The 13,286-nt window shown below is 44.8% G+C and carries 14 protein-coding genes and 1 pseudogene; 8 read left to right on the top strand and 7 right to left on the bottom strand.

All coding sequences use genetic code 11. From position 1 onward, the window contains the following. Positions 1 to 203: 203 nt before the first annotated feature. Positions 204 to 872: an energy-coupling factor ABC transporter ATP-binding protein gene (locus F6K20_RS01430; RefSeq protein ID WP_008177882.1), complete on the bottom strand. Its 669-nt coding sequence runs from the start codon at positions 870 to 872 to the stop codon at positions 204 to 206. Between the two features lie 24 nt (positions 873 to 896). Beyond that, complete coding sequence (locus F6K20_RS01425; protein WP_008177880.1) at positions 897 to 1,163, bottom strand: UPF0367 protein family; 267 nt, start codon at positions 1,161 to 1,163, stop codon at positions 897 to 899. Between the two features lie 269 nt (positions 1,164 to 1,432). Here F6K20_RS01425 and psbD point away from each other — a divergent pair, with 269 nt between their 5' ends. Beyond that, complete coding sequence (gene psbD / locus F6K20_RS01420; protein WP_008183309.1) at positions 1,433 to 2,491, top strand: photosystem II D2 protein (photosystem q(a) protein); 1,059 nt, start codon at positions 1,433 to 1,435, stop codon at positions 2,489 to 2,491. 511 nt (positions 2,492 to 3,002) lie between these two features. Further along, the gene (locus tag F6K20_RS01415; RefSeq protein WP_009149074.1) at positions 3,003 to 3,284 is read left to right on the top strand and encodes a 4a-hydroxytetrahydrobiopterin dehydratase; all 282 of its coding nucleotides are present in this window, start codon (positions 3,003 to 3,005) and stop codon (positions 3,282 to 3,284) included. A 164-nt stretch (positions 3,285 to 3,448) separates the two neighbouring features. Here F6K20_RS01415 and F6K20_RS01410 read toward each other — a convergent pair whose 3' ends face one another. Continuing rightward, positions 3,449 to 3,748 carry a hypothetical protein gene (locus F6K20_RS01410; RefSeq protein WP_131826892.1) on the bottom strand — a complete coding sequence of 100 codons (300 nt, stop codon included), beginning with the start codon at positions 3,746 to 3,748 and terminating at the stop codon, positions 3,449 to 3,451. Positions 3,749 to 3,974: 226 nt separating this feature from the next. Here F6K20_RS01410 and F6K20_RS01405 point away from each other — a divergent pair, with 226 nt between their 5' ends. Together F6K20_RS01405 and F6K20_RS01400 are read left to right on the top strand one after the other, a co-directional pair. Then, the gene (locus F6K20_RS01405; RefSeq protein ID WP_009149075.1) at positions 3,975 to 5,885 is read left to right on the top strand and encodes an iron uptake porin; all 1,911 of its coding nucleotides are present in this window, start codon (positions 3,975 to 3,977) and stop codon (positions 5,883 to 5,885) included. Between the two features lie 148 nt (positions 5,886 to 6,033). Further along, positions 6,034 to 6,315: pseudogene (locus tag F6K20_RS01400) on the top strand (pyridoxal-phosphate dependent enzyme); the annotation flags it as partial. A 41-nt stretch (positions 6,316 to 6,356) separates the two neighbouring features. Here the strand turns inward: F6K20_RS01400 and dnaN are convergent. Beyond that, the gene (gene dnaN, locus F6K20_RS01395; protein ID WP_287265657.1) at positions 6,357 to 7,538 is read right to left on the bottom strand and encodes a DNA polymerase III subunit beta; all 1,182 of its coding nucleotides are present in this window, start codon (positions 7,536 to 7,538) and stop codon (positions 6,357 to 6,359) included. On the opposite strand from dnaN, the gene F6K20_RS01390 reads away from it, so the two are divergent. Next, positions 7,537 to 7,734, top strand: a complete 198-nt coding sequence (locus F6K20_RS01390; protein WP_287251292.1) for a hypothetical protein — start codon at positions 7,537 to 7,539, stop codon at positions 7,732 to 7,734. The genes dnaN and F6K20_RS01390 overlap by 2 nt on opposite strands. On the opposite strand, the gene F6K20_RS01385 is transcribed toward F6K20_RS01390, so the two are convergent. Further along, positions 7,727 to 7,945, bottom strand: a complete 219-nt coding sequence (locus tag F6K20_RS01385) for a hypothetical protein (RefSeq protein ID WP_287251293.1) — start codon at positions 7,943 to 7,945, stop codon at positions 7,727 to 7,729. The two genes, F6K20_RS01390 and F6K20_RS01385, sit on opposite strands and share 8 nt — an antisense overlap. Positions 7,946 to 8,195: 250 nt before the next feature. Continuing rightward, a complete protein-coding gene (gene dnaA, locus F6K20_RS01380; RefSeq protein WP_287293447.1) occupies positions 8,196 to 9,578 on the bottom strand; it encodes a chromosomal replication initiator protein DnaA in 1,383 nt (460 codons plus the stop codon). A 189-nt stretch (positions 9,579 to 9,767) separates the two neighbouring features. Here dnaA and def point away from each other — a divergent pair, with 189 nt between their 5' ends. From def to F6K20_RS01365, 3 genes are all read left to right on the top strand, one after another. Then, a complete protein-coding gene (gene def / locus F6K20_RS01375) occupies positions 9,768 to 10,304 on the top strand; it encodes a peptide deformylase (protein WP_287293444.1) in 537 nt (178 codons plus the stop codon). A 192-nt stretch (positions 10,305 to 10,496) separates the two neighbouring features. After that, positions 10,497 to 10,865 (top strand): type II toxin-antitoxin system RelE/ParE family toxin, encoded by a 369-nt coding sequence (locus tag F6K20_RS01370; protein ID WP_008186335.1) that lies wholly within the window; start codon positions 10,497 to 10,499, stop codon positions 10,863 to 10,865. A gap of 11 nt (positions 10,866 to 10,876) precedes the next feature. Continuing rightward, entirely contained in the window at positions 10,877 to 11,200 is a 324-nt protein-coding gene (locus tag F6K20_RS01365) for a helix-turn-helix domain-containing protein (RefSeq protein WP_287293442.1), read from the top strand. A gap of 112 nt (positions 11,201 to 11,312) precedes the next feature. On the opposite strand, the gene argS is transcribed toward F6K20_RS01365, so the two are convergent. Further along, the gene (argS, locus tag F6K20_RS01360) at positions 11,313 to 13,070 is read right to left on the bottom strand and encodes an arginine--tRNA ligase (protein WP_287293440.1); all 1,758 of its coding nucleotides are present in this window, start codon (positions 13,068 to 13,070) and stop codon (positions 11,313 to 11,315) included. Positions 13,071 to 13,286: the final 216 nt, after the last annotated feature.

The following is a 13,286-nucleotide window of genomic DNA, read 5'->3' as shown; positions in this document are numbered from 1 at the left end:
CAGAATAAATTTAACATTTCTTTATATTAGTATAAATTGCACTTGAGAAAAAGGCAAAAGGATTGAGCAAAAATAACACTCAACCTTTAACTATTAAAACATATCATATTACAATAACAACAATAAGTGTTATTTATAACACTTATTGTTGTTAACAGTTAGCCGATTACAAATCCTACCACTTTCCGGAAACTTCCTGAGAATCAGTGATTAGGACTTACCAGTCTTTGCTTCAGGCGTTCCGGTTGACCTTGGTCAATGACCCGACCCTGGTCTAACAAAAATGCTCCATCACAATAATCCAACTCATCCAAACGGTGCGTAACCCAAATGGCTGTCAATCCTCTACTTTTGACTAAATTTCGCACTTGTGATACTAAATCCATCTGGGTATCTGGATCGAGTAGGGCAGTGGGTTCATCTAACAATAAAATCTCGCACTGTCTTGCGATCGCACCAGCGATCGCAATTCGCTGCTTCTGACCACCGCTGAGGGCATAGATCGGGCGTCGTTCTAGGTCTAGTAAATTGACCGCAGCTAGAGCTTCTTTTACCCGGGCTTGAACTTGAGCTAGGTCGAGCTTTTCTGCTACCAGTCCAAAGGCTACATCGGCACCTACGGTAGGCATCACTAGCTGATGATCAGGATTCTGGAAAACAAAACCTGCTGAACCCGCTAGGTAAATTTCACCGGATTGGGGGGACAATAAACCAGCCAGTAATCTAAGTAAGGTTGATTTACCACTGCCATTGGTTCCTAAGAGCATCCAAAACTCCCCCTTAGGGACTTCCAGGGAGCAAGATTGCAAAACTGTCCCCCCTTTAGGCCAGTTGAAGCCAACCTCTCTTACTTGAATTGCTGGTTGAGTCATTATATATCTTGCTGTTCCATGAATTTATTCAGCCATGGCAAAGAAGCCGGGAGTACGTCCTGAGCCTGTGGCTCCAGATTTTTGAGAAATCATTGCTGCACTGATCTGATCGCTGAGAACGCCAATTTTCTTCTCTGGCTGGTGATCGCAGCTGAGTTCTAACAACTGAGGATGCCCAGAGCGCATGGCTGTCAAAATTTCCTGGTAGGTCGCTTGCGCCTCTTCTTCTGACTTACGTTGCACAGACAGTGGCATGGGTGTATTCCTTAGAATCAAGTCAATGGTGAACATGGAGTATCAAGCCGTAGCGCGTTCTATAAATGTACTTCTTTTTCTTATCTTAGACCCCAGCCCAAACCGGGGTAAGAGCGGTATCTTGGGTGCAGTTATTACCTAATTTTTTTTTAAGGGGGTAGCAAAATTAAGAATTATGACATATTATGATAGTTATATTAGACGAACTTTACTTTTCTTTACTTAGACGCCCTTTAGTAAGGTAGCAAAGTTGGCAAGAAAGTAAATCGGCTTACCGTACTTATATATATCTGGAGATCCTTGCTATGACAGTAGCAGTAGGACGCGCCCCCAGCACCAGAGGATGGTTTGACATCCTCGACGACTGGCTCAAGCGCGACCGCTTTGTATTCGTTGGCTGGTCAGGCATTCTGTTGTTCCCCTGTGCCTACATGGCTTTGGGGGGCTGGCTAACTGGTACCACCTTTGTTACTTCTTGGTACACCCACGGCTTAGCGTCTTCCTACCTCGAAGGCTGCAACTTCCTGACCGTAGCAGTATCCTCTCCTCCCAACAGCCTGGGACACTCCCTGCTGCTGTTGTGGGGACCAGAAGCTCAAGGAGACTTGACCCGCTGGTTCCAACTAGGAGGGTTGTGGAGCTTTGTGGCATTCCACGGAGCGTTTGGCCTGATTGGGTTCATGCTGCGGCAATTTGAAATTGCTCGTCTAGTAGGCATCAGACCCTACAACGCGATCGCATTCAGTGCGCCGATTGCAGTATTTGTCAGCGTGTTCCTGATGTACCCGTTGGGACAGTCCAGCTGGTTCTTTGCACCTAGCTTCGGAGTAGCGGGTATTTTCCGTTTCATCCTGTTCCTGCAAGGCTTCCACAACTGGACACTGAATCCCTTCCATATGATGGGCGTAGCTGGAGTACTCGGTGGTGCTCTGCTGTGTGCCATTCATGGGGCAACGGTAGAAAATACCCTGTTCCAGGATGGGGACAAAGCCAACACCTTCCGGGCGTTCAACCCGACCCAAGCGGAAGAGACCTACTCAATGGTCACCGCCAACCGCTTCTGGTCTCAAATCTTCGGAATTGCTTTCTCTAACAAGCGCTGGTTACACTTCTTCATGTTGTTTGTGCCAGTAACTGGCTTGTGGATGAGTGCAGTGGGAATTGTAGGTTTAGCATTGAACCTACGAGCCTATGACTTCGTGTCCCAGGAAATCCGGGCAGCAGAAGATCCAGAGTTTGAAACCTTCTACACTAAGAACATCTTGCTGAACGAGGGTCTGCGGGCTTGGATGGCTCCAGCAGATCAACCTCACCAAAACTTTGAGTTCCCTGAGGAAGTACTGCCTCGCGGTAACGCTCTGTAACACTCCAAGGCTGATCCCGAATTAAGGTTAGCGCTTGGATTTGCTCAAAGCCCCACCTGGAGGTGGGGCTTTGAGCAGTTCTAGAAACAGAAAACTGGAACGTTCTGAGCAATCTTCGCTGAACTTATAATTATGCTAGTTTCCAGAGGTTGCCATTTGAGGGATACTCTGTTATTGTAAGAAAAGGTAATAATCCTGGAAAGGTACAAAAAACCGCTTAGGGATTAAAGGAGGTGATGCCCATGGAAGATAGTAGTAAACTCATGGGTCATCTGGTTGGAGTTAGCCGGCTGTGCGCCGGGGCTGTTCTCTAGGAGTTAGCTGGATTCTCTACGGAGAATCTATATGACTGCTTAGGCAGGGCTACCTAAGAGTTCCTCTCGGCAGCCTGGTTTCAATCAGAAGACCCGCTAGACCGCTCTCACACCAGGTGTTATGGATTAACCAAAACACTAGCCGTGAGAGCGGATAGTCTTTTTTTGGGATTGTTGAAGGAGTGGATCTAACCATCATGGCTCAACTACTCAGCGATGCAGAAATTCAAGCCAAGGCGAGTCAGCTAGAAGACTGGAGTGTGGAAGGGAAAACCCTGCGTAGTAAAAAGACATTCAAGGGTTTTGTAGAAGCGATCGCTTTTGTGAATAAACTTGTTGAACCATCTGAAGTTGCAGGACACCATCCTGACCTAGAGATTTCTTACAATAAGGTAACGATTACTCTAACCACTCATGATAGTGGTGGCTTAACCTCAAAAGATTTTGACCTAGCGCAAGTTATTTCAGAGCTGGGTTAATATCCTTTCAATAACTCTAAATAAGTGACAATTGCTTTAGCAATAGACCCGCAGCTAGCGCAGAAGTTCATTCACAGGCATTGGCAAAAAAGTTTGTATAGCACTTTGTCGATAAAGGCTATAGTATAAGAATTGTTCCTCTAATAAATTGTTCCTGTAATAGGTTAATAGGTTTCATCGCAATAGCGCTGATTCTTATCTAAACCGCGAGAATCCCCGTACTTTACCGTATAGAGTAAGTGTAGGGATGGAGCGCGGGGCAAGGGTCGGAACAGAGCTTTCCAATGCGATGTACTAGGGATAGTAGGGAAAAACAAATTAAGAGCTAACCGCCACCTACGCGCCTGAACCTTGACAACCAACGAATATGGGGTGACCTTCAGAAAAAACTTGATAGTTTGAGTTATCTGTGGATGGGTAAAATTCCATAGGTGCGCTTTCCGTCGGCGAATTAAATTCGCCACGGGTCGCACCTGCAGTACAAAGAAAATAGAACTTTTTTGTATTGTTCCGGCGCGGAGGGGCATCCCGTGTCGTTAATAAAGCTTACCGAGTAACCTAAGCAGTAGCTGGTGTTGGTAAGAAGCCCGTGCTGTCGCGTGCTTGTCAGCGTCGGGAGTATGTCACCATCCTCCGTGATTGATCCGGGGGAGAGTTCAATAATTGTAAAGGTGTGAGGATTAAGAGAAGATGTCTAAACTACTGTTGAAGTCCCTACTGATAAGTCCTGCTGTAGTGGGTGCTGCTCTCGCCTTTGGTACCAATGAGGTACAGGCAGCCAACAAGGCCAACTCCTTAACAGTTGAGAATCAAGTTACTACGGAAGCTGCCCCACTTCAAGCTGTCCCAGTAAAGACAATGGCGATCGCGGCGGCCCCCACTGCTCCAGAAGTAAAGGATACCCCAGTTTTTTCCAGGTCGATGGGCTCCACCTTGGGTGAGGGAACATCATTAACTTTAAAGGCCGATACCCTAGTTCCTAAGGTAGACGTACCGGAGGCAGAAACAAAAATAGCCCAAGCCGTCCCCTCAGCCTCAGATAACAGCCAGCTGTTAAATCAAATTCAACGCTACGGTAAAGAAGGCAGTAACAGCCAAGATCAGGTAACTAGTGTTTCCCAACTGCGGGATGTTTCTCCTGGAGACTGGGCTTATGAAGCTCTGCGTAGTCTGGTAGAGCGCTACGGTTGTATCGCTGGTTACCCAAACCGCACCTTCCGTGGCAACCGTGCTACCACCCGTTACGAATTTGCGGCTGGCTTGAACGCTTGTTTGAACCAGATTGAGCGTTTAATTGCTGCTAGTACTGCTGACTTTATTACCCGTGAAGACTTAGAAACGCTGCAACGGCTGATTCAAGAGTTTGAGGCAGAACTGGCTACCCTCGGAGCACGGGTCGATAACCTCGAAGGTCGAGTCGCATTCCTAGAGGATCACCAATTCTCCACTACTACGAAACTGGAAGGGGAAGTCATATTCGCCCTGACCAATAACTTTGGTGATTTTGGGGAAGATGACAATAACCAAGTTGTCTTTGGTGACAGGGTTCGTTTAGTTCTCGACACCAGCTTCACTGGTCAAGACAGTTTAGTAACTCGTCTGAGTGCTGGTAACCTGAATGCCTTCACAGCGGGGGGTGAGATTACCCCAGAACTCACCCAGACCTTTAACACTGAGATTGATGGTACTGGTGACGGGAACGATATAGGAGTTGACTGGTTAGCCTATTACGGTGACATTCCTATTGGTCCGTTTGGTCAAGTATCAACTTACATTGCTGCCTTTGGTGGTCGGCATGATGATTACGTTCCTACACTCAATCCCTATTTCCAAGACTTCGATGGTGGTAGTGGCTCTCTATCCACATTTTCTCAACAAAACCCCATCTATCGGATTGGTGGTGGTGCTGGTTTAGGGGTTAGCTTCCAACTCGGTTTACTAGAGAGCGTGATTGGACCAAGTACTGTCACACTGGGTTACCTAGCTGGCAATGCGTCAGATCCTGATGAAGGTTCAGGTCTGTTCAATGGTGATTATTCTGCCTTGGGTCAGTTGAACTTCAACGTCAACGACCGCATTGGTGTGGGCTTTACTTACGTCCATGGTTTCCATAAAGAGAACAGTGCCATATTCAGCAAAGGCGCTGGAGAAGATGGTATAGTAGGTACTCGTGCTGCCAACTTAAATCAAGAAGCACTTCTTGCTAGTCGTATAGCTGATTCAGCTGACAAGGTAACCAACTCCTACGGAGCAGAATTAGCGTTTCGCCTCACCGACAAGATTTCCTTTAGTGGATTTTTCAACTACACCGATGTGATTGTGATTGGTGAAGGAGATGGTGAAATTTGGAGTTACGGCGGTGGTTTAGCCTTCCCCGATTTTGGGAAAGAAGGTAGTGTGTTAGGTTTCTTTGGTGGTGCAGTCCCCTATTCGGATTTGAATGAGATTGATACCCCCATTCACATAGAAGGCTTCTACAAGTATCAGCTATCCGATAATATCTCTATCACTCCTGGTGTGATCTGGGTGATTAATCCAGAGCAGAGTGACGGTAATGATGATGCTGTGATTGGTACCATCAGAACCACATTCACCTTCTAAAGACCCTGGCTAATTGCCCAAGGACTATTGAGAATTAGTTAGGTTTCCCTGCCCCTAGGCGGGGATTTTTGTTTGAAGGGGTGGGAGTGTCAAAAAATACTAGGATGGATGATGGATAACAACTAATAACTCAGAATTTCCAACAGTTATGCGAATTGCTCCAAATATTACCGAACTGGTTGGTCGGACACCTCTAGTACAATTAAACCGTATTCCTCAAGCAGAAGGCTGTGTCGCTAGAATTGTAGCCAAGCTAGAGGGCATGAATCCATCTTCGTCTGTTAAAGACCGGATTGGTGTTAGCATGATCAACACAGCGGAGCAGAATGAGTGGATTACCCCCGGCAAAACTATTTTGGTGGAACCGACCTCGGGAAACACAGGTATTGCTCTAGCAATGGCAGCGGCAGCCAAGGGTTACCAACTGATANCTGAGGGCTGAGGGCTGACCACTGACCGCTGAATCCTTACCTATTTTCTAATCTGCACTGGCATAATCAAATAGGTCATCTTCAATCCCCCTAGAGGCATAAAAATCACAGGACTATTAGCTTCATTCATCTGCATTTTAATCTCAGAGGTAGAAAGGGCTTTTAAGCCATCAATTAAGTACTTAACATTAAAAGCAATTTCCAAACTATCACCCGATATTTCTACTTCCATTGACTCCCGACCACTACCCAAATCTTTTGCCTCTACCGAGAGGTGAAGCCGCTGGTTAACACTATCGATATTAAACTTGACAATATTATTTTTCTGATCAGCCAACACTGCAATCCGTTCTACTGCACTCAGTAATTGACGGCGATCGAGAATGAGCTGACGCTCAAAGTGTTTGGGAAGCAGCTGATGATAGGAAGGGTACTGTCCTTCCAAAGTTCGGCTTGTTAAACGCTGTTCTCCCCCTTGACAAACAATCTGACCAGGTTCAAACTGAATCGCAATAATATCTTGAGCTTCAGCCTTAGATACTATCCGCTCCAACTCCCTTAACGCTCTAGCTGGTAAAGTAAATTCTAGGGGGAAATCATGATCATCCAATTCTTGGGTAGCTTCAGTCGTTGCACTTTCCTCTATTGTGCGATTAGTTTCCACAACTGCTAGTCGGTGACCATCGGTAGCAGCAAATTCCAATTTGTCCGACTGTACAGTAAGGTGAACCCCCGTCAACACTTGCTTAGTTTCATCAGAACTGGTGGCAAATAAAGAACCCTGCAATCCAGCCTTTAAGACTTCTACAGGAATATGAACCGCAACGGATGTGTTAACTTCCGGCAGTTCGGGGAATTCCTCAGAACTCATGCCTCGAACCTGATAACGTCCGGTAGCCGAGGTTAAGGTCACAATCAGGCTATCACTGTCTGTTCCTGTCCCATCATCCTCTAGAGTAATTTCCCCTGAAGGTAGACGGGAGACAATATCATTGAGCAGTTTGGCTGGCAGCGTAATTTCCCCTCCTGTCTCAACGTCAGCATTAAAGCTAGTCTGGATACCCACGCTCAGGTCGAAAGCAGTTAGTAGCACCCGCTGATTTTTTTGGTCTGCTTCTAACAAAACATTACCCAGCACAGGATGAGTAGGGCGAGAAGGGACTACCCGACTCACTAGTGAAAGGTTTGTATTGAGGTCACTTTGACTGCAAACCAGTTTCATGATTGGTTTTCTAATGGGGCTTGCTTTAGCAAAAAACTATAGTACTCGATTACTAATCTTTCTACAAAACCACCTCAAAAACCTAAGTATTCAGTGGTCAGTAGTCAGCGGTCAGTGGTCAGTGGTCAGCGGTCAGTGGTCAGCGGTCAGTGGTCAGCGGTCAGCGGTCAGCGGTCAGCGGTCAGCCTTTAGCTGATAGCTGATAGCTGATAACTGATACCTGATAGCTGATAGCTAATGACTGATAGCTGATAACTGATAGCTGATAACTGATAGCTGATAACTGATAGCTGATAACTGATAACTGATAGCTGATAGCTGATAGCTGATAACTGATAGCTGAATACTAATTGGGCTAGTAATCCATTTGTGGAAAAAGTTGTGGAAAAATTCGGTGATTTTTCCACAGAGCATTTATACTCAGAAGCCAGATATTCCAGCAGTAGACTCGATCATAACATCAAGCTCAAGGGGTTAATTAATAAACTTTAATTAATAAACTTTAGTTAATATAGTGTTTTCTAGGCTAATCAGGTACAGAGTATTTTTTCCCTGTTCCCTATTCCCTATTCCCTATTCCCTATTCCCTATTCCCTATTCCCTAAAAGCCAGGACAAAATTACCTCAAACGTCGCTGATAATTGCTATAAACACGCTTTATTTTTGGTTTTGACTCCTGGCTGTCAGATTTATGCGATCGCTTAACTGAGAAAGTTTCTGAGCTAACTCATCATCTTTTTCCCGCAGCTGAGCAATTTTATCGCAACTGTACATAACTGTTGTGTGGTCTTTGCCACCAAATTCTTCCCCAATTCGGGGTAGGCTCAATTCTGTATGCTGCCTCATCAGATACATCCCAATTTGCCTAGCCGAACTAATTTCTCGCCTCCGAGAGCTACTTTTTAAATCTTCCACTGAAAGATTAAAGGTATCGGATATAGTATTTAAAATCACTTCAGGAGAAGTCTGAATCTTCTTGGTCGGTGGGTTCAAAATCGGTGCAATATTTTCCACATTCATCGCTAACCCCGCAATCGATACATAAGTCACCGCCCTAATTAAAGCTCCCTCTAATTCTCTAATGTTAGAGGTGTAGCTAGCAGCAATATACTCAACTACATCGTGGGATAGACGTATATTTTCGTCCTCTGCCTTTTTTTGCAAGATAGCCATCCTGGTTTCTAAATCCGGTGGCTGAAGATCAGCGATTAACCCCATAGAAAAGCGGGAACAAAGGCGTTCTTCCAAGCTATTAATCTGATTAGGAGGACGGTCTGATGCCAAGACAATTTGTTTACCAGCTTCATGCAAAGTATTAAAGGTGTGGAAAAACTCTTCCTGAGTATATTCCTTACCTTCAAGAAACTGAATATCGTCTACCAAAAGTACCTCTGCTGTCCGATAATGTTCTCGGAAACTCTGGAGACTATCCTCACGAATAGCAGAAATTAAATCATTAGTGAACTGCTCAGTAGAAACATAAAATATTTTAGAGTCTGGGTTATTCTCTAAGCGGTAATGACCAATTGCCTGCATTAAGTGAGTTTTTCCTAAACCAACACCACCACAAAGAAACAGAGGGTTAAACTCCCGTCCTGGATACTCCCCTACCGCCAAAGATGCAGCATGAGCCATGCGATTATTAGGACCAACCACAAAGCGAGAGAAAACATGCTTAGGATTTAACTTAGACCGTCTTGGCTGGTTTTTAAAGGTATTTTGGGAATGATTAGTGGCTACGGGAAATGACCAGGAAAAGTCAACATCACCAGTCATTGAGTTATTGTCTCCTGTAGCTGTTGTGAAGTGAATTTCTACTGGTTGACCTAAAATATCTTCCACGACATCAGCAATTGTTTTAACGTAATACTTCTGCAACCAATTTCTTGAAAAGGGATTGGGAGTGCGAATCACCAAGCAGTTATTGTCAAGCTGTTGAGCAGTAGTTGTTTCCAGCCAAGTTTCAAAGGTGGGCTGACTCAGTTGTAGTTTGAGACGTTCTAATACCTGAATCCATAGTTCTTCTGGGGAAATTTTCACCGTTTTTATTCTACCGTAGTCAATTGTTTTTAAGCTAGATGTGATCAGCCACAGCCCAGACCAAGGGAATAAAAATACCTTTTCCTATATCCCACCACCCAAAACTGTTTACCAATTTTTAATATATAAAGGTACTGTTTGAGCATTTGATCGAATAAGCTTGACTGATATAGACGTTTGGCTTTTACTATGGTTAGTGAAACACTACAAATTGCTCAGTTAGGCAACCCGATTTTACGCCAGCACAGTCAGGGAGTACATAACTTGCTGGATGAACGCCTTCAACAACTGATTGATCAGCTCATAGCAACTGCTACAGCAGCCAATGGCGTTGGCATTGCAGCACCCCAAGTATCTCAATCCTATCGTTTGTTTATCGTAGCGTCTCGTCCGAATTTGAGGTATCCCCACGCACCCTTGATGGAACCAACGGCTATGATTAATCCTTCCATGATTAGTCACGACACTGACATGGTTAAGGACTGGGAGGGCTGTCTGAGTATTCCCGGAATTCGAGGTTTAGTACCCAGGTATAGTCGAATTGAGGTGGAGTATACTAATCGGTATGGTCAGTATCAGCGGCAACAATTAACAGACTTTGTAGCCAGGATATTTCAGCATGAATATGACCATCTTGAGGGAATTGTATTTTTAGACCGAGTGGAGAGTACCCAAGAGATGATGAGTGAGGAGGAATATCAGAAGCAGATTATTGCTAACTTATAGTAGTTGTAAAATCCTTTACTCACTAATTTTCAAATCGCTACAATCTATTGAACTGCACCCTATGTTTGCAGGTTTTGCCACCTTAGAGTGGTTTGTGTTGCTGCTATGGGGAGTGTCAAACACCCTGTTCATTGTAGAAACCGATAATTAGGACACTAGTAATTAGCATGCTAGAATTGGCATATTTATCACATGGATGTGTCCTTAAAACCTGTAGAGTGGGTTGGCAGTTCCTTGGAAGATTTGAAAAAATTTCCCTCAGAAGTTCAGCAAGTGATGGGTTATGCCTTGTACTTAGCTCAATGTGGAGACAAACATCCCGCTGCTAAACCCCTCAAAGGATTCAAAGGTGCTGGTGTACTCGAAGTTATTGACAACTTTGATGGAGACACTTATCGGGGTGTATACACCGTAAAACTCCAAGGTGTAGTGTATGTTCTGCATACATTTCAAAAGAAATCAAAGCAAGGTATCGCCACACCCAAGCAAGAGCTGGAATTAATTGAAGCCAGGTTAAAAAGAGCCAGAGAACATTACTCACAACATTACACTCACGAGTAGAGGTAGTAATTATGGTCAAAGAAATTGAAGTACAAGCTAGTAGTGGTAATGTGTTTGCCGATTTAGGTTTAGAAAACTCTGACGAATTAATCGTTAAAGCAGAACTGGCTCGTAAGATTAGTAGTATTATTGCCAACCAGGGTATGACACAAGCTGCGGCGGCAAAGGTTTTAGGAGTAGATCAGCCTAAAGTGTCCGCACTTATCCATGGTAAGTTGGCGGGTTTTTCAATTGTGCGGCTGTTTCGCTTCTTAAACGCTTTGGGTCAAGATGTGGAAATTGTGGTCAAAACCAAACCATTATCTCACCCTGTGGCTCGAACACTAGTGTCGTGAACTAGCTGATGCTGAAGTAGAGTTATTCAGATAGTTGTCCTAATAAAGATGTACGTAACTATCTCAGCTATCAGCCTTTGACCTTGGCTGATAGCTGAGATAGTTAACTGTACTACATCCGCTCCAGTACCTGAATTCCGAGTAAATACAATCCCAGTTTCAGAGTTCTAGCAGTCAAATCACATAGCAGCAGACGGGATGTCCGCTTGGGTTCTTCGGCTTTCAGTACAGGGCATTGGTCATAGAATTGATTAAACTTCTGGCTCAGTTCAAACAAGTACTGACAAAGACGATTCGGCATCAATTCTTTCTCAACTTCACCAAGGACCTCACTCAGTTGCAATAACTTCTTCCCTAGCACCAATTCTGCGTCTTCTTGCAACAAAATTTTGGCATCGGTTCCCAGTTGCTCAAAATCAATCTCCCCTTTGCGGCTAATTCCCTGAATGCGGACATAGGCATAAAGCATATATGGTGCCGTATTGCCCTGGAGTGCCAACATCTTATCAAAGCTGAATATATAGTTGCTGGTACGATTTTGACTAAGGTCAGCATACTTAACTGCACTCATGCCTACGACTTTGGCAACATGCTCTTTAAATTCCTCAGTTTCCTCCCGACCTTCTTGCTTCAGTCTCGATTCTAAATCAGCACCAGATCGTGCGATCGCTTGATCCAACAAATCCCGCAACCGCACTGTTTCCCCAGACCGCGTTTTCAGCTTTTTGCCATCTTCCCCCAGAACCAAACCAAAGGGAACATGAACTATTTCAACATTTTCCGGAAGAATACCAGTCCGCCGAGCAACCTGAAATACCTGGGCAAAATGATTTGCTTGTCCGGAATCAGTAACATATATAATCCTTTGAGCCTGGTCTTGCTCAGTCCGGTAGCGCAGTGCAGCTAAGTCAGTAGTGGCATAGTTATAGCCCCCATCAGATTTTTGCACAATCAAGGGCAGAGGCTCACCATCTTTATTTGTAAATCCCTCAAGGAAAACACATTTGGCTCCCGAGTCTTCCACTAACAAGCCAGACTTATCTAAATAGTCCACAACCTCTGTTAGGAAAGGATTGTAAAAGGATTCTCCCCTTTCGGTGAGCTGAATATCCAGCAAATCGTAGATAATCTGAAACTCCCGCCGAGATTGGTCACACAGTAGTTGCCAAGCACGGCGGCTATCGGCTGCACCAGATTGGAGTTTAACAACTTCGAGTCTAGATGCTTCCCGAAATTCCTCATCTGCATCAAACCGTTGTTTAGCTTGCCGATAAAGGGTAACTAAATCTCCCAAATCCAGGGCATCAGCTGTAGTCAAAGCACTTGGGTAAGCTTCCCTAAGATAAGTGATCAACATCCCAAATTGGGTTCCCCAATCTCCCACATGATTCAAGCGCAGTACATTTTGACCCCGAAATTCTAAGATCCGGGCAATCGAATCCCCAATAATCGTTGAACGTAGATGTCCCACATGCATCTCTTTAGCAATATTGGGAGAAGAAAAATCAACAATGACCTGTCGAGGGGCTGGAGCGACTGCTACTCCTAGACGTGGGTCAGTGTGAATCTCCCTTAGCCGTTCTTCCAAGTAAGCAGGTTTTAAGCTCAAATTAATGAAGCCTGGACCAGCAATAGTCGGGCTCTGACATATCTCAGCCACATCTATATACTGCAACAAAGATTCTGCGATCGCTCTTGGCGGCTGTTTCAAACGTTTGCTCAAAGCCAAGGCCACATTAGACTGATAGTCACCAAATTTGGGATTGCTGGCAGGTACCATCATTGGATCTACCCCTGCCACGTCAGAACCGAAGGCAGCAGTTAAGGCTTGAGTGAATTGAAGTCTAAGTTGTTCAACAATGGATTTCATGGTGCCAGTGCAAAGGGCTCTTCACTAATCTTGCCTCTGAATGGTAACAGCCACTACTTACGGATTAATCCTAGACCTAACCGGACAATTACTATAACTCCAGGTGAATTTCCCGTTTCACTGGGAAGCATCGGAGTAGTTATCCCAAACTGCACTTAAGGGATCCAGCGCTGCCCTGGTTTCCCCCACTTGCGCTTTGCATCAAGACAACGACCA

The organism is Moorena sp. SIO2C4 (assembly GCF_010672485.1).
GTDB classification, from domain to species: domain Bacteria; phylum Cyanobacteriota; class Cyanobacteriia; order Cyanobacteriales; family Coleofasciculaceae; genus Moorena; species Moorena producens.
This window is presented reverse-complemented; position numbering and strand designations above follow the sequence as displayed.